A 14094-nucleotide genomic window follows, 5' to 3' on the forward strand; every position below is an offset into this window, starting at 1 on the left:
TCCTCTTAGCTTATGTCGCTATTTGGGTTGCCTTCCCAACTTCGCCTGAAATAGGCATTTGTTACGGCGTTTGCTCGTACTTCCTATCCTGCTGCGACGAATTCCTCAGGCGATGGCCGCGAGATAGCGCGCAACCGATGCTGAAAATGCCGCCTTTGCGTCTCCGATGACATTCTGGTTCCACCATGCGCCGTAGATATGGTCGAACGTGAAAAGCTCCAGCGCGGCCTTGATGCCGAGCACTTTCGTCGCGTTGAGCGGGATATAGTTCGGATAGCTGTACATAAAGCTGACATGACGGCGCGTAGGCGTCACCTGCAGGATGTCGCCGGCCAGCATGGCATTGCCGCCGTCGCGCTTCCAGTGCAGCACCTGGCCACCGGCAAAGTGGCCGCCGCAGCGGATGAGCGTCAGCGACGGGTTGATGGCGCGCGTTTCGCCTTCCCAACTGATGATTGCCGGATGCGGCCGCATGATCCACTGACGATCATCGGCGTGCAGATAAATCGGCACGCCGCCAAACGCCTCGCTCCACTCGACCATTGCCGAATAATAATGGCAATGCGAAATGGCGATGGCGGCCAGGCCGCCCCGGCGGTTGATCTCGGCCACCGCCTCGTCGCTGACCATCGAGATGCAGTCCCACAGCACATTGCCGTGCGGCGTTTGCGCCAGCAACGCCCGCTGGCCGATGGCGAAGCGCGGCTCTATGCCGAAGGCGAGCACGCCGGCATCATCCTTGATCACGACCCGATGCCCGCCTGCGAGCTCTTCCGGCGTGATCCAGGCCTGGCCCTCCCAGCGCACATATTGCCGCTCGTCTTCGCAGATCGGGCAATGTTGCGGCGGCGTCGCCGTCGCCGCGAACTGGACACCGCATTGCAGGCAAAGGAAACAGGTCGACCGTCCTGTTTTGCGTGGATCCATTCAGTGCTTCCTTGAAAGTTGCTTCGTCGCGGCTTCGAGGCCGGCGAGCGTCAGCGGAAACATGCGGCCGCCAAAGATATCGCGGATCATGGCAATGGAATGGGTATAGCCCCAGTTCTTCGCGTCTTCCGGATTGAGCCAAATGGCGTTCGGCCATTGCTGCAGCAGCCTGCCGAGCCAGACGGCGCCGGCCTCCTTGTTCCAATGCTCGACCGAGCCGCCGGGATGGGCGATCTCATAGGGGCTCATCGAGGCGTCGCCGACGACGATCACCTTGTAGTCGGGGCCATATTTATGGAGGAGGTCGAAGGTCGGAATCACCTCGGCATGGCGGCGGCGATTATCCTTCCACACGCCTTCGTAGAGGCAGTTGTGGAAGTAGAAATATTCGAGCTGGCGGAATTCGGCGCGGGCGGCCGAAAACAGCTCCTCGACACTCCTGATATGGTCGTCCATCGAGCCGCCGACATCGAAGAACATCAGCAGCTTCACGGCATTGCGACGTTCGGGTTGTGTCTTGACGTCAAGATAACCGTGCTCGGCGGTGGCGTGGATGGTGCCAGGCAGGTCGAATTCCTCTTCGGCGCCTTCGCGCACCCAGCGGCGCAAGCGCTTCAGCGCGACCTTGATGTTGCGGGTGCCGAGTTCGACGGCGTCATCGAAATTCCTGAACTCGCGCCTGTCCCAGACTTTTGCCGCACGGCGGTTGCGACTTTCATGCTGGCCGATGCGCACGCCTTCGGGATTGTAGCCATAGGCGCCGAAGGGCGAGGTGCCGCCGGTGCCGATCCATTTCGAACCGCCCTGATGCCGGCCCTTTTGCTCCTCCAGTCGTTTCTTCAGCGTCTCCATCAGCTTTTCGAAGCCACCCAGCGCCACGACCAGTTTTTTCTCCTCGTCCGACAGGTGCTTTTCAGCGAGCCTCCGCAGCCATTCCTCCGGGATGTTTTCGACGTCGACCACGTTTTCGCCAGCCAGCGTCTCGACACCTTTGAAGATGTGCGAAAAGACCTGGTCGAAGCGGTCGATGTGGCGCTCGTCCTTCACCAGCGCGGCGCGGGCGAGGTAGTAAAAGCCCTCGACGTCATAGTCGACCAGCCCGGCTTCCAACCCCTCCAGCAGCGACAGATATTCGCGGAGCGAGACCGGAACCCGCGCTGCCTTCAGTTCGAGGAAGAAGGGGATGAACATGGTCCGATTTTATCTGTGTCCCTCGATCTTCTCCCGTGCGGCGCTGGCGATAAAGGCGGAACGCGTCAGACCACGCCGACGCGCTTCTTCGTCGATTGCCGCCAAAAGACCTGCGTCGAGCGACAGATTGGCCCGGACAGGCCGTCCGGAATCGATCAGCACAGGGATCATCACGGCGGATTCACCGGCAGCGCTGTCGACTTCGCCCAGTCGGAGCAGATCTGCCACAGTGCGCGCGGCGGGCAAGGGCAAGTTCTTCGCCATTCGTGTCTCTGCCCATTCGCGAACGGCAGAAGTCGCATCGGCTATCGCCTCTTCGGGACTTGCGCCACCGCCGTGACATCCGGGAAGATCAGGCACCCGCACTCCCCAGACTTCATCTGCGCCGTCAAGAATTCCGACATAGTGCGTCATGATTCGTCCTTAAATCCATCCAGCAAGCCGGGCGATCGACCGCGCAACACCCAGAGATTGTTCGCGATGCCGCGGCACGATAATCATGATCTCCGGCCTTTCCGGATGCTCGTACTTCTCGTGTTTGCCGCCGCCTACGTTCACCCAGCCGTCACGTAAAAGCCTCGTGACAATCTTGCGCGTGTTGGTCTCGATCCGCGGCACTGTCGCCCCTGATCGTGCGCAATATATTGCGCACAGGTGATTATTTCAATCGTTGGCTTCATCAGAGCAGATCATATTCGATAAAGCCGGTCCTGCGCGCCACGTGGTCGTAGAGCTTGCGTGCGGTGGTGTTGGTTTCGTGCGTCATCCAGTAGACGTTCTTGACGCCGATCTTGCCGGCTTCCTGCTTGACCGCTTCGATCAGGGCGGCGCCGACGCCCTTGCCGCGCACATCGGGGTCGGCGAACAGGTCCTGCAGATAACAGTTATTTATCTGCGACCAGCAGGAGCGATGGTAGAGATAGTGCGTCAGGCCGACGGCCTTGCCGTCGAGGGTGGCGACAAAACCCTTTGGCTCGAACTCGCCCGCCGTGAACAGCCGCTTCCAGGTGACGGCGTAAACGTCTTCCGGCAGCTTGGTTTCGTAGAAGGTGAGATAGGCGGTCCACAGACGCCGCCAGTCGGCATGGTCGGATTGCGCAAGCGGGCGGACGGTGATCTCGGTCATTTCATTTCCCTCTGAACTCGGCAACACGAAGCTGCCTTCACGCCTCGCTGGCGGCAACGGTCCAGCGACGGGAAAGCGCTGTCCGGCGGCTTTCGTCGACCGCCCCTCACCCTTGCCGTCTCGCCATGAAGGCCAGGCGCTCGAACAGATGCACGTCCTGTTCGTTCTTCAACAAGGCGCCGTGCAGCTTGGGCAGCGCGTTCTTCGCGTCGGCGCGCAGATCCTCGGGCGCGATGTCGTCGGCAACCAGCAGGCGGATCCAGTCGAGTGCCTCGGAGGTCGACGGCTTCTTCTTGAGGCCCGGCACATCGCGGATTTCATAGAATTGCGTGAGTGCGGCGCGCACCAGGTTCTGCTTGATGCCGGGATAGTGCACGTCGACAATTTTGTGCAGCGTCTCGACGTCGGGAAAGCGGATGTAGTGGAAGAAGCAGCGGCGCAGGAAGGCGTCCGGCAGCTCTTTTTCGTTGTTGGAGGTGATGATGACGATCGGCCGGACGGTGGCGCGGATGGTCTGGCCGGTCTCGTAGACAAAGAACTCCATCCTATCCAGTTCCTGCAACAGATCGTTGGGGAATTCGATATCGGCCTTGTCGATCTCGTCGATCAGAAGCACCACCTTCTTGCCGGCGGCGAAGGCGTCCCACAGCTTGCCGCGCTTGATGTAATTGCGGATGTCGTTGAAGCGCTCGTCGCCGAGCTGACTGTCGCGCAGCCGCGAGACGGCATCATATTCATAGAGGCCCTGCTGCGCCCGGGTGGTCGATTTGACGTGCCATTCGATCAAATCCAGGCCGAGCGCTGCCGCCACCTGACGGGCAAGTTCGGTCTTGCCGGTGCCGGGCTCGCCCTTGACCAGCAATGGCCGCTCAAGCGCGATCGCCGCGTTGACCGCCACCATCAGATCCTTGTCGGCAACATAGGCCGCCGTGCCTTCGAAACGCATTTTTGCTCCCGAGTTCATCGCGCGACCCTAAGGACGCGGCCTTCGCTGTGCAAGGCGTCGCTGGCGAAGCGGGGATCTACCGGCGCGGCCCTCGCCGAGGGGTTCTGCGTCGAATTACGCCTCGAAACATGTCGCCTCTCTGGCGCTTGGTCTGGCGTCAGCCTATATTGGGGATGACGGTCTGCGCTTCCCGGCAGGAGAACATTTTCCCCGGGGCCTTAATGATCCCTAGGGAGCTGTCCCTGGGAAGACCCGTGGGTTTTCTCATACGGCGCCCACCTACTTTGTAGGTTCCCGGGATCGCTCTCTCCACCGGTTGTGTGGATCGTCACCTATCGAAAAGGCCATCTGGCGGATCTTGTCGTCGCGCCGCTTTGTGCGGTGCTCACGAACGACAAGTTCGCCCCGCTCCTCCAAAACGTCGCTCGTAACACTCCATCCAAATCTGACCTTTTCTACCGTCGGCGCATGGCATCCCCAAAAGACCTGAAAAAAAATCTCCGCAACCAAGCCCTCGGGCGCCGCGATGCGCTCGATCCTTTCTGGCGTGTGGAGGCAGCACTCGAAATGGCCGAGACGGCGCGCGACCGGATCACGGTCGAGCCGGGCCAGATCGTCTCCGGTTTCTGGCCGATGCGCTCGGAAGTCGACGTCCGGCCGCTGATGTTTGCCCTGCGCGAGAAGGGCGCAAGGCTCTGCCTACCGGCCATCCTCGACAAGACCACCATCGTTTTTCGCGAACTGGTGCGCGGCGCGCCGATGATCGACATGGGTTTCGGCACAGTCGGGCCGCATGAGGAAGCCGAGGTGCTCGATCCGCAGCTTATGCTGGTGCCGCTTGCCGCCTTCGATGCGCGCGGGCACCGAATCGGGTACGGCGCAGGCTATTACGATCGGGCGATCGGGCGGCTGGCCGACAAGGGCCAGCAGCCGCGGCTGATCGGCATTGCCTTCGACTGCCAGGAGGTGGCCCTGGTGCCGGACGAGCCGCATGACGTGATCATTCCCGAAATACTCACCGAGAGCGGGTTGCGCCGGTTCGCGCCGAAATTGTAGATAAGTTCCTGGACGCATGGTCTTTTCCGAAAGTCATGCAGCTTTTGCTTCGCTGACCTTCGGTTCGGGATCGCGCTTATATGAGACTTCTCTTCCTCGGCGACATGGTCGGCAAGACAGGACGTACGGCGGTGTGGGAACAACTGCCCGGCCTGATCTCGGATTTCAAACTCGACTTCGTCATCGTCAATGGCGAGAACGCCGCCGGAGGCTTCGGCATCACCGAGGAGATTTTTCGCGAGACGATCTCGGCCGGCGCCGATGTCGTCACCACCGGCAACCATGTCTGGGACCAGCGCGATGCGCTGATTTTCGCGCCGCGCGAAGAACGCTTCCTGCGTCCGTCCAATTTCCCCAAGGGTACGCCGGGGCGCGGCTCAGGCGTCTATATCGCCAGGAACGGCGCGCGCGTGCTGGTCGCCAACATCATGGGTCGGGTGTTCATGCATCCCGAGCTAGACGATCCGTTCCAGGCCGGCGAGCGCGAACTTGCCGCTTGTCCGCTTGGCGAGCAGGCCGATGCAATCGTCATCGATTTCCATGCCGAGGCGACCTCGGAAAAAATGTGCTTCGCTCATTTCGTCGACGGCCGTGCCAGTCTTGTTGTCGGCACCCACACCCATCAGCCGACCGGCGATCACCAGATTCTCAATGGCGGCACCGGTTATATTTCCGATGCCGGCATGTGCGGCGATTACGATTCCTCGCTCGGCATGGACAAGGAGGAGCCGCTCAACCGGTTCTTGTCCAAAGTGCCGAAGGGACGCTTCGAGGCGTCGACGGGACCTGCGACATTGTGCGGTGTCGGCGTCGACATTTCCGACCGTAGCGGCCTGACCGAACGGATCGCGCCGTTTCGCCGCGGCCCGCGGCTCGAGGAAACGGCTCCATCCTTCTGGTCGTGACATTGATATAGACGCTTGCAATACCCAATTGCCGGCGAAACTGCTCTAGATCGTAGAGGGGACGACCTCCATGCAGCTAGTCGAATTCCTGGCGCCGCATTTCGCCTTTGTCTCCGACCCGACTGCGTGGGTCGCGCTGCTGACGCTGATCGTGCTGGAGGTCGTGCTCGGCATCGACAATCTGATCTTCATCTCGATCCTGACCAACAAATTGCCGGTAGCGCAGCGAGCCCGCGCCCGGCGGCTCGGCATCTCCGCCGCGCTGGTGATGCGGCTGATCCTGCTGGCCACCATCTCGATCATCGTCCAACTGACGACGCCTATATTCACCGCCTTCGGCCACGGGTTTTCATGGCGCGACCTGATCCTGATCGCCGGCGGCCTGTTTCTCGTCTGGAAGGCGACCAAGGAGATCCACCACACGGTCGATCTCGATGATCACCAGGACACCATGATGGGCGAGACGCTGCAGCTTTCGCTGGCCGGCGCGATTTTCCAGATATTGCTGCTCGACCTCGTCTTTTCGATCGACTCGATCATCACCGCCGTCGGCATGACCGACGAAATCGCGATCATGTACATCGCGGTGATCGTGGCGGTGAGCGTGATGATGCTGGCGGCCGGGCCGCTGGCCGATTTCATCGCCAAGAACCCCAGCATCGTCATGCTAGCGCTGGGCTTCCTGCTGATGATCGGCATGACCCTGATCGCCGACGGCATGGGTTATCATGTGCCGAAAGGCTATATCTACGCCGCCATGGGTTTTTCGGCCCTGGTCGAAGGGCTCAACATGCTGGCGCGGCGGCGGAAGAAGGCAAAGGGCGGCGGGCACTGAGGATGACCCACCGCGGCTGACCTAATGCCCCGGCACGCCTTTCGGATGGCGGTCGCCGATCAGGCCTAGCATCACGCCTTGCTCCAGCCACGCCTTGGCGCCGGCGAGCACCAGCGCAAAACCGCCGGTCGAATCGATCGCCTGCTTGACCTGCTCATCGAGGCTGCCGGCAAAGCCGAAATTGCGGACCTCGACAAAGGTCGTGGCGCCCGGCATCTCGGTAAAGGTCCACACCACCGTGGTCGGCGGATCGCTCCATTGCATCAAGATCTTCTTGTTTTCGACGATTTCACGGACATTGACCGTCGTCGAGACGCCATACATGCGCCATTCCCAATGGATTTCCTTGCCGCTGTCCAACCTGTCGCTGCCATGGGTGAACCAGAACTTCGTCGTGATCGCCGGATCGACGAAGGCTTCGAATACGTCGGCGACCGGCCGCCTTATCAGCATGCCGGCTTCGGCGGTCGGTGTTTCGCGGATTTCCATATCGTCCTCCTTTCCACGGTGCCGCCTGTTCACCAGGCATCGGGTTCGCGCACCAGGTGAATGATGTCGGCCGGGTTGGTGATCCAGCCGCCGCGAAAGCCTTCACCCAGTGCCTCGATGGCGTCGCAGCGCACGACACCGGCCTTGGCGAGATGCTCCGCTGCGGCCGGAAAATCATCGGTGAACAGTTCCAGCCAGATCTCGGCCTGGCTCATCATCGGCGCCTCGTCGATCCACAGTCGATTGGGACCGAGTTCGAAGCCGACGGCCGGCGGTTTGGCCGTGAATGGCTTCAGGCCGATGGCGTCGCGATAGAAGGCGATCGTTGCCTGGTATTGATGCGGCGGGACTTTCATCGCGATGTTGATGCCGCCGGTGATCTTCGCGGTCATTCTTACTCCATTTGCTCTCAGATGTTGTTCTCGTTGGCCGGCTCGCCCTTCATCTCGCTGCGGTAATAGCCGTCGCGCAGATTGATGCCGTATTCGACATAGGCCTTCATGCAGGCCAGCATCTGCGACCAGCCCTCGCAATTGAGGTAGGATTTCTTCAGGCCGACCGCGTCCTCGTGCCAGCCGGTTTCGGCGATGGTGACGAAGGTACCGCCGTCGTCGAGCGGCTCGAAATTCATCTCGATGCGGGTCTTGTAGGCGGGCTCGCCGTCGGCGTCGGTCGCATCCCAGCGCAGCACGATGCGGCTGTCTTTCTCCACCTTGTCGACCTCCACGGGAACCTTGCCCCACCAGATGACGGTGGCGCCCGCCAGCAGCGGTGCGCTGGCGCCGCCGATCGTGGTGAAGTAGCCGCTGAGCTTCTTCGGATTGACGACCGCATCGAAGACTTCTGCGACGGGTTTGCCGATGCGGCCAGAAACCCTGAATCCAAGAGACATATCCACAGCTCCTTCCTTGAATGCAACGGCATTATGTTATAAAAACATAACATGTCAAGCACGGCGCAGGACGACAATGTTTTCAAGGCGCTGGCGCATCCGCGCCGGCGTGCGTTGCTGGACCGGCTGAAGGATGCGCCGCAGACCACCGGCATGCTGTGCGATGCCTTCCCAGACATGGACCGCTGCACGGTCATGCTGCATCTGAAGGTGCTGGAGGAGGCCGACCTGGTCGTGGTGCGCCGCGAGGGGCGCGAACGCTGGAACCATCTCAACGCGCTGCCGATCAAGCACATCCACGACCGCTGGATCAGTCAATATGCCACGCAGGCGATCAGCATCCTCGACCGGCTGAAATCCGATCTTGAGGGATGAAAGGTTGCCGAAGCCTGCCACTTTCGGGCCTTGAGCCCCTTGCGTGTCCGACGCAATGGCGCGGCTGGACGAATTGAGCCGATTTATCTATAAGCCGGCCATTCCGACAGAGAGCGCCGTACGTCCGCCCGGACGCAGCAGGACGTTCTGAAGTTTTGAATTCGAGCATTTTGCAAGGCGCCGGGTGGTTCACCAGGCCGCAGATGCTCTAGCCGAGAAACGACAGGGGTGCCATGGCTGGCCATTCACAGTTCAAGAACATCATGCATCGCAAGGGCCGCCAGGATGCGGTGCGATCGAAAATGTTTTCCAAGCTGGCGCGCGAAATCACCGTCGCCGCCAAGAGCGGCACGCCCGATCCATCGATGAACCCGCGCCTGCGCCTTGCGGTGCAGAACGCCAAGGCGGTGTCGATGCCGAAGGACAACATCCAGCGCGCCATCAACAAGGCGTCGATGGGCGACGCCGAGACCTACGAAGCCGTTCGCTACGAGGGTTACGGGCCAGGCGGCGTCGCGCTGATCGTCGAGGCGCTGACCGACAACCGCAACCGCTCGGCGTCGAATGTGCGCGCTGCCTTCACCAAAGCCGGCGGGGCGATGGGCGAGACCGGCTCGGTTTCGTTCATGTGGGACCGCGTCGGCGAGATCTACTATCCGGCATCGGCCGGCAGCGCCGAGAAGGTGATGGACGCAGCGATCGAGGCCGGCGCCGACGATGTCCAGTCGGACGAGGAAGGCCACACGATCTATTGCGCCTTCGAGAATCTCGGCGAAGTGTCGAAGGCGCTGGAAGGCGCACTCGGCGAGGCTGAATCAGTGAAGCCGATCTGGAAGCCGCAGACCAATATCGCGGTCGACGAGGAGCGTGCACAATCGCTGATGAAGCTGGTCGCGACGCTCGAAGACGACGACGACGTGCAGAGCGTCTACGCCAATTTCGAGGTCGACGAGGAGACCTTGGCGAAGCTCAGCGCGGCATGATCCAACACGCGCTGCCCACAGTCCGCATCACCTATTGCACCCAGTGCCAATGGCTGCTCAGGGCCGGCTGGATGGCGCAGGAGCTGCTGTCGACCTTCGGCACCGATCTGGGCGAAGTGACGCTGGTGCCCGGCACCGGCGGCATCTTCACCATTTCCTGCAATGACACGCTGGTCTGGGACCGCAAGCGGGACGGCGGTTTCCCCGACGCCGCAAAGCTCAAGCAACTGGTTCGCGACGTCATCGATCCGGATCGCGATCTGGGCCATGCCGACCGCAAGGGCGATAAGTCAAAAGACCCTGCCTGAAGGCCTTTTACACTTCCGTCCTGCATTCACCGCCATGCGAAGATGAAGCAGCCCAGCGCCACGATGGCGGTGATGGTTCGGACATGGTTCCACATCACCCAGTCCCGGAGATAAGTGGCCCATACCGCGGCGCCGTTGGCGCTTGCCGGATCCACGGCGGCCAGGGCGTTGTTGAGCGGCACGTTGAACATCATCGTCACGATCGGGTTGCCGACGAGGTAGATCAGGGCGCCGGCGAGGAGCCAGAATGCACCCGGTTGGCTCCAGCCGATAAGAGCGCCGGCGGCAAGGACAAGACAGACCAGCCCGGTGCCGAAAAGCGCGGTCATGAATGCCGGCGTAATCACGGTGATGTTGATCGAATTCATGGCGGCGATGCCGCCTCCGGCAGGCAAGCGGGCGAGCGCCGGCATGATAAAGTTGGAGAAGGCGAAGAAAACGCCGCCGACAACGCCTGAGCCAATGGCAGCGACGAAGGTGAGGGTGGGAAGCAGTTTCATGATCATGTCAGTTGCTCCAGATGCCGGTTGAGGCGGTTTCGGTTGCGTAGGCGGAAAAGTCCTTTGGGGCGCGGCCGAGCACGCGCTCGATGCCGTCTGTCAGCGACTCGTTGCAGCCGTCGAGGACTTCGGTGAACAGTTCTTTGAGCAGCCACGCGAACTCGGCCGGCAACTCATGGGTGGCGTGCCCGAGCGCGAGCCTATCCGTACCGGCAGGCCCCGCGCCGTCAACCGCTCGGCAAGGCGACGGCCGGTCTTGCCGGTGCCGCCGAGGATCAAAGTTGGCTTCGCTACAATAGGGTTCATGTCGATTTTCCTCAATTGAAATGTGAGTAATCCTCACATTTGCGAAACGTGATAAATCCTCGTATTTTGCGAGTCAAGCCAATTTGTTGATTGTTCGTCGGGAGACAGTGATGGAAGGCTCTGCCGTATCGGATTCACAGGACGGCCAGATCGCATCGCCGCGCCGGGCACCGAGCCAGCAGCGCAGCCGCGAGCGGGTCGAGCGGATGCTGGCCGCCGCCTCGGCGCTGATCGCCGAGCAAGGCAGCGACGCCATGCGCATGGGAGAGGTAGCCGAGAGGGCAGGCGTGTCGATCGGCTCGCTCTACCAGTTCTTCCCGGACAAGCGGGCGATCATCTGGGCGCTGGCCGAGCGCTACACCGCGGAAAGCCAGGCCTGCATTGCCACGGCACTGGCGGAGGTCAATGACGCCGAAGGCCTGTGCAAGGCGTTTTCGGAACTGGTGGATACCTACTACGGAATGTTCCTGGCGGAGCCGGTGATGCGCGATATCTGGTCGGGCACGCAGGCCGACAAGGCGCTGCGCGACCTCGAGCTCGCCGACAGCCGGGCCAACGCCGAATTCCTCACCGCAGTGCTGAAGCGGCTGCGGCCTGACGCCGATCCGGCGGCGCTGGACGCGACGGCGTTTCTCATCTGGCAGATGGGCGAAGCGGCCATGCGGCTGGCGATCTCGGTCGGGCGAGAAGAAGGCGACAGGCTGGTTGCCGCTTACAAGCGAATGGCGCTCCGCGAGCTGGTGGACGGGTAGGCCGCCGTGCTCGTAGGGACAGGCCGTTAGGTGGTGGCGCTTCAACTGCGGAAGCGGGGCGCTGCCCCTCATCTGCTTGCCGGCACCTTCTCCCCGTTAGTGACGGGAGAGGGGAAACTCCAGCGCCGGCGACGCCGCTTCCCGTTCTTCACGGGGAGAGGGTAAGGGTGAGGGGCAACACCAAACCTGAGATGATTGCCGCTGAGGCCCAATCAACAAAAAACCCGCCACGAAGGCGGGTTTCTCGATCAGCGAAACGCTAGTGCCTAGAGGCCGAAACCTTCGAAACGCTTCTTGAACTTCGACAGGCGGCCACCGCGGTCGAGCAGGGTCTGCTGGCCGCCGGTCCAGGCCGGATGAGTGGTCGGGTCGATATCGAGGTTCATCGTATCGCCTTCCTTGCCCCAGGTCGAACGGGTCATGTATTCGGTGCCGTCGGTCATGACGACCTTGATGGTGTGATAGTCGGGATGAATGTCGGTCTTCATGGTTCTGTTCCTGGCTGCCGGATGCTGCCGACGGGCTGAAGCCTGCGTCGATGCGCCCCTTTTTAAAACTCGAAGCCGCAGCTATTGAGGAGCCACGGCTTCTAAAACGGTCGGCGAGCCTATACATCAGCCGGAATTGAATCACAAGGCCGCGGCAAGCGCATATTGATGGCGCGAACCTCAAAGGGCCAAAGGAAACGGGTCATGGCGAACATCAGCGGCGATGCAGACGAGCGCAGGCGCTCGCTGAGGCCGCTGCAGCGCCTGTTTCCCTATATCATGCATTACCGCAAAATGGTCATCGGCGCGATCGTCTCGCTGGCCGTGGCGGCGGCGACGACGCTGGCGCTGCCGTTGGCCGTGCGGCGGATGATAGATCACGGCTTTTCCGCTTCCGATTCCAGCTTCATTGCCGAATATTTCGCGATGCTGGTGGTGATGGCCGCCGTGCTGGCGGCGGCGTCTGCCAGCCGCTACTATTTCGTAATCACGCTCGGCGAGCGCGTCGTTGCCGATATCCGCCGCGATGTCTTTGCCCATGTCACCACGTTGTCTCCATCCTTCTTCGATAACGCCCAGTCGGGCGAGATCGTCTCGCGGCTCGCCGCCGACACGACGCAGGTCAAATCGGCCGTCGGTGCTACCGCCTCGGTGGCTTTGCGCAACGTCATCCTTGGCCTCGGCGCCGTGGCGATGATGGTCTTCACCAGCCCAAAACTGTCCGGCCTGGTTATCGCGGCCATTCCGCTAATCGTGCTGCCGCTGGTCGCCTTCGGCCGCTCGGTGCGGCGCAAGTCACGGCTGGCGCAGGATACTCTGGCCAATGCCACCGCCTACGCCAGCGAGCAGATCGGCGCGGTGCGCACCCTGCAGGCCTTCACCAACGAGAAGCTTGTAACCGGGTATTTTTCATCCGCCGTGGAAGCAGCGTTCGAAGCGGCGCGGGCGTCGATCTTTGCGCGCTCCTTTCTCACCTTCTTCGCCATCTTCATGATCTTTTCGTCGGTCGTGGCGGTGCTATGGTTCGGTTCGCGCGACGTGCTCGACGGGACGCTGTCGCCGGGCACGCTTGGCCAATTCCTGCTCTATTCGGTGTTCGCCGCCGGCGCGCTCGGCGCCCTGTCGGAAGTCTGGGGCGAACTGTCCCAGGCAGCGGGCGCCGCCGAACGGCTGACCGAGATACTGGCCGAGAAACCCGCGATCCAGGCGCCCGCCGATCCGAAGCCGCTGCCGGCAAAGGCGAGAGGCGCGGTCAGCTTCGACGATGTCTCCTTCTCCTATCCGGCCCGGCCCGACCGCGCCGCCGTCCATGGTCTGAGCTTTCAGGTCAAACCCGGTGAGACGGTGGCGATCGTCGGGCCATCCGGTGCCGGCAAGAGCACGGTGTTTTCGCTGCTTCTGCGTTTCTACGATCCGGAGGCCGGCAGGATCGTCATCGACGGGATCGATCTGCGCGAGGCCGATCCGGCCGCGATCCGCGCGCGCATCGCCATCGTGCCGCAGGACGTCACCATTTTTGCGGCGAGCGCGCGCGACAATATCGGCTTTGGCCGGCCCGGTGCCAGCCAGGCCGAGATCGAGGCAGCGGCGAAGGACGCGCTTGCCGACGAGTTCATCCTGAAGCTCGAAAAAGGCTATAACAGCCAGGTCGGCGAGCGCGGCGTGACGCTGTCGGGCGGCCAGCGCCAGCGCGTGGCGATCGCCCGCGCCATTCTGCGCGATGCGCCGATCCTTCTGCTCGACGAGGCGACCTCGGCACTCGATGCCGAAAGCGAGACGCTGGTGCAGACGGCGCTGGACCGGCTGATGCAGGGCCGCACCACGATCGTCATCGCCCATCGGCTGGCAACCGTGCTGAAGGCCGATCGCATCCTGGTCATGGATGGCGGCCGCATCGTCGAGGAAGGCACGCATCAGAGCCTGGTCGCCAAGGGCGGCATCTATGCGCGGCTGGCCAAGCTGCAGTTCGATACCGGTGCGAATGCTTTCAGGGGCGCGGCCGAGTAGGTCTGCCC

20 protein-coding genes and 1 other RNA gene are annotated in these 14094 nt (G+C 62.0%); 9 read left to right on the top strand and 12 right to left on the bottom strand.

Translation table 11 applies throughout. The annotated features are described in order from the left end of the window. Positions 1-105: 105 nt before the first annotated feature. From NKH83_RS00880 to NKH83_RS00905, 6 genes are all read right to left on the bottom strand, one after another. Positions 106-927, bottom strand: a complete 822-nt coding sequence (locus tag NKH83_RS00880) for an MBL fold metallo-hydrolase (protein ID WP_352801644.1) — start codon at positions 925-927, stop codon at positions 106-108. Then, complete coding sequence (locus NKH83_RS00885) at positions 928-2118, bottom strand: vWA domain-containing protein (RefSeq protein WP_352801646.1); 1191 nt, start codon at positions 2116-2118, stop codon at positions 928-930. Positions 2119-2127: 9 nt separating this feature from the next. Beyond that, positions 2128-2532: a type II toxin-antitoxin system HicB family antitoxin gene (locus NKH83_RS00890; protein ID WP_352801648.1), complete on the bottom strand. Its 405-nt coding sequence runs from the start codon at positions 2530-2532 to the stop codon at positions 2128-2130. A gap of 9 nt (positions 2533-2541) precedes the next feature. Then, the gene (locus NKH83_RS00895; RefSeq protein WP_352479623.1) at positions 2542-2736 is read right to left on the bottom strand and encodes a type II toxin-antitoxin system HicA family toxin; all 195 of its coding nucleotides are present in this window, start codon (positions 2734-2736) and stop codon (positions 2542-2544) included. A gap of 61 nt (positions 2737-2797) precedes the next feature. After that, positions 2798-3244 (bottom strand): GNAT family N-acetyltransferase, encoded by a 447-nt coding sequence (locus tag NKH83_RS00900; protein WP_352479624.1) that lies wholly within the window; start codon positions 3242-3244, stop codon positions 2798-2800. Between the two features lie 106 nt (positions 3245-3350). Then, positions 3351-4190 carry an AAA family ATPase gene (locus NKH83_RS00905; RefSeq protein ID WP_352801650.1) on the bottom strand — a complete coding sequence of 280 codons (840 nt, stop codon included), beginning with the start codon at positions 4188-4190 and terminating at the stop codon, positions 3351-3353. 175 nt (positions 4191-4365) lie between these two features. Between NKH83_RS00905 and ssrS the strand changes: the two genes are divergently transcribed. The 4 genes from ssrS to NKH83_RS00925 all read left to right on the top strand — a co-directional run bounded on the left by ssrS (position 4366) and on the right by NKH83_RS00925 (position 6986). Further along, positions 4366-4521, top strand: a non-coding RNA gene (gene ssrS, locus NKH83_RS00910) — 6S RNA. Between the two features lie 137 nt (positions 4522-4658). Continuing rightward, complete coding sequence (locus tag NKH83_RS00915; RefSeq protein WP_254816432.1) at positions 4659-5246, top strand: 5-formyltetrahydrofolate cyclo-ligase; 588 nt, start codon at positions 4659-4661, stop codon at positions 5244-5246. Between the two features lie 80 nt (positions 5247-5326). After that, positions 5327-6151: a TIGR00282 family metallophosphoesterase gene (locus tag NKH83_RS00920; protein ID WP_023678036.1), complete on the top strand. Its 825-nt coding sequence runs from the start codon at positions 5327-5329 to the stop codon at positions 6149-6151. A 70-nt stretch (positions 6152-6221) separates the two neighbouring features. Continuing rightward, the gene (locus NKH83_RS00925) at positions 6222-6986 is read left to right on the top strand and encodes a TerC family protein (RefSeq protein ID WP_254816433.1); all 765 of its coding nucleotides are present in this window, start codon (positions 6222-6224) and stop codon (positions 6984-6986) included. A 21-nt stretch (positions 6987-7007) separates the two neighbouring features. Here NKH83_RS00925 and NKH83_RS00930 read toward each other — a convergent pair whose 3' ends face one another. From NKH83_RS00930 to NKH83_RS00940, 3 genes are read right to left on the bottom strand one after another with little or no spacing between them, the layout of a single operon-like run. Further along, positions 7008-7475: an SRPBCC family protein gene (locus tag NKH83_RS00930; RefSeq protein ID WP_352479625.1), complete on the bottom strand. Its 468-nt coding sequence runs from the start codon at positions 7473-7475 to the stop codon at positions 7008-7010. A gap of 29 nt (positions 7476-7504) precedes the next feature. Continuing rightward, a complete protein-coding gene (locus tag NKH83_RS00935; protein WP_352801653.1) occupies positions 7505-7867 on the bottom strand; it encodes a VOC family protein in 363 nt (120 codons plus the stop codon). A gap of 17 nt (positions 7868-7884) precedes the next feature. Beyond that, complete coding sequence (locus tag NKH83_RS00940) at positions 7885-8367, bottom strand: SRPBCC domain-containing protein (protein ID WP_254816435.1); 483 nt, start codon at positions 8365-8367, stop codon at positions 7885-7887. Positions 8368-8418: 51 nt separating this feature from the next. On the opposite strand from NKH83_RS00940, the gene NKH83_RS00945 reads away from it, so the two are divergent. The 3 genes from NKH83_RS00945 (at position 8419) to NKH83_RS00955 (ending at position 10033) form a co-directional block, all read left to right on the top strand. Beyond that, on the top strand, positions 8419-8742 hold the full coding sequence (locus NKH83_RS00945; RefSeq protein ID WP_352479627.1) for an ArsR/SmtB family transcription factor: 324 nt from the start codon (positions 8419-8421) through the stop codon (positions 8740-8742). A 233-nt stretch (positions 8743-8975) separates the two neighbouring features. Continuing rightward, positions 8976-9725, top strand: a complete 750-nt coding sequence (locus NKH83_RS00950) for a YebC/PmpR family DNA-binding transcriptional regulator (RefSeq protein WP_023678028.1) — start codon at positions 8976-8978, stop codon at positions 9723-9725. Beyond that, positions 9722-10033, top strand: coding sequence for an Rdx family protein (locus NKH83_RS00955; protein ID WP_352801655.1), 312 nt, complete (start codon positions 9722-9724; stop codon positions 10031-10033). Before NKH83_RS00950 ends, NKH83_RS00955 begins: the two co-directional genes overlap by 4 nt. A 26-nt stretch (positions 10034-10059) precedes the next feature. On the opposite strand, the gene NKH83_RS00960 is transcribed toward NKH83_RS00955, so the two are convergent. Continuing rightward, positions 10060-10539 carry an anthrone oxygenase family protein gene (locus NKH83_RS00960; RefSeq protein WP_352465680.1) on the bottom strand — a complete coding sequence of 160 codons (480 nt, stop codon included), beginning with the start codon at positions 10537-10539 and terminating at the stop codon, positions 10060-10062. Position 10540: 1 nt separating this feature from the next. Next, entirely contained in the window at positions 10541-10705 is a 165-nt protein-coding gene (locus NKH83_RS00965; RefSeq protein WP_352801657.1) for a hypothetical protein, read from the bottom strand. A 244-nt stretch (positions 10706-10949) separates the two neighbouring features. Here NKH83_RS00965 and NKH83_RS00970 point away from each other — a divergent pair, with 244 nt between their 5' ends. Further along, on the top strand, positions 10950-11591 hold the full coding sequence (locus NKH83_RS00970; protein ID WP_352649000.1) for a TetR/AcrR family transcriptional regulator: 642 nt from the start codon (positions 10950-10952) through the stop codon (positions 11589-11591). A gap of 266 nt (positions 11592-11857) precedes the next feature. On the opposite strand, the gene rpmE is transcribed toward NKH83_RS00970, so the two are convergent. Further along, positions 11858-12079: a 50S ribosomal protein L31 gene (gene rpmE, locus NKH83_RS00975; RefSeq protein WP_006327661.1), complete on the bottom strand. Its 222-nt coding sequence runs from the start codon at positions 12077-12079 to the stop codon at positions 11858-11860. A 204-nt stretch (positions 12080-12283) separates the two neighbouring features. Between rpmE and NKH83_RS00980 the strand changes: the two genes are divergently transcribed. Continuing rightward, positions 12284-14086 carry an ABC transporter transmembrane domain-containing protein gene (locus NKH83_RS00980; RefSeq protein ID WP_352801660.1) on the top strand — a complete coding sequence of 601 codons (1803 nt, stop codon included), beginning with the start codon at positions 12284-12286 and terminating at the stop codon, positions 14084-14086. The last annotated feature ends 8 nt before the right edge of the window (positions 14087-14094 follow it).

Origin of the sequence: Mesorhizobium sp. M0909, from assembly GCF_040319515.1 — a bacterium.
GTDB lineage: Bacteria > Pseudomonadota > Alphaproteobacteria > Rhizobiales > Rhizobiaceae > Mesorhizobium.

Bases quoted from the DNA above. Each gene is read 5' to 3' on its own strand.
- NKH83_RS00880 (WP_352801644.1), bottom strand. From the start codon at position 927: ATGGATCCACGCAAAACAGGACGGTCGACCTGTTTCCTTTGCCTGCAA.
- NKH83_RS00885 (WP_352801646.1), bottom strand. From the start codon at position 2,118: ATGTTCATCCCCTTCTTCCTCGAACTGAAGGCAGCGCGGGTTCCGGTC.
- NKH83_RS00890 (WP_352801648.1), bottom strand. From the start codon at position 2,532: ATGACGCACTATGTCGGAATTCTTGACGGCGCAGATGAAGTCTGGGGA.
- NKH83_RS00900 (WP_352479624.1), bottom strand. From the start codon at position 3,244: ATGACCGAGATCACCGTCCGCCCGCTTGCGCAATCCGACCATGCCGAC.
- NKH83_RS00905 (WP_352801650.1), bottom strand. From the start codon at position 4,190: ATGCGTTTCGAAGGCACGGCGGCCTATGTTGCCGACAAGGATCTGATG.
- NKH83_RS00915 (WP_254816432.1), top strand. From the start codon at position 4,659: ATGGCATCCCCAAAAGACCTGAAAAAAAATCTCCGCAACCAAGCCCTC.
- NKH83_RS00920 (WP_023678036.1), top strand. From the start codon at position 5,327: ATGAGACTTCTCTTCCTCGGCGACATGGTCGGCAAGACAGGACGTACG.
- NKH83_RS00925 (WP_254816433.1), top strand. From the start codon at position 6,222: ATGCAGCTAGTCGAATTCCTGGCGCCGCATTTCGCCTTTGTCTCCGAC.
- NKH83_RS00930 (WP_352479625.1), bottom strand. From the start codon at position 7,475: ATGGAAATCCGCGAAACACCGACCGCCGAAGCCGGCATGCTGATAAGG.
- NKH83_RS00935 (WP_352801653.1), bottom strand. From the start codon at position 7,867: ATGACCGCGAAGATCACCGGCGGCATCAACATCGCGATGAAAGTCCCG.
- NKH83_RS00940 (WP_254816435.1), bottom strand. From the start codon at position 8,367: ATGTCTCTTGGATTCAGGGTTTCTGGCCGCATCGGCAAACCCGTCGCA.
- NKH83_RS00945 (WP_352479627.1), top strand. From the start codon at position 8,419: ATGTCAAGCACGGCGCAGGACGACAATGTTTTCAAGGCGCTGGCGCAT.
- NKH83_RS00950 (WP_023678028.1), top strand. From the start codon at position 8,976: ATGGCTGGCCATTCACAGTTCAAGAACATCATGCATCGCAAGGGCCGC.
- NKH83_RS00955 (WP_352801655.1), top strand. From the start codon at position 9,722: ATGATCCAACACGCGCTGCCCACAGTCCGCATCACCTATTGCACCCAG.
- NKH83_RS00960 (WP_352465680.1), bottom strand. From the start codon at position 10,539: ATGATCATGAAACTGCTTCCCACCCTCACCTTCGTCGCTGCCATTGGC.
- NKH83_RS00970 (WP_352649000.1), top strand. From the start codon at position 10,950: ATGGAAGGCTCTGCCGTATCGGATTCACAGGACGGCCAGATCGCATCG.
- rpmE (WP_006327661.1), bottom strand. From the start codon at position 12,079: ATGAAGACCGACATTCATCCCGACTATCACACCATCAAGGTCGTCATG.
- NKH83_RS00980 (WP_352801660.1), top strand. From the start codon at position 12,284: ATGGCGAACATCAGCGGCGATGCAGACGAGCGCAGGCGCTCGCTGAGG.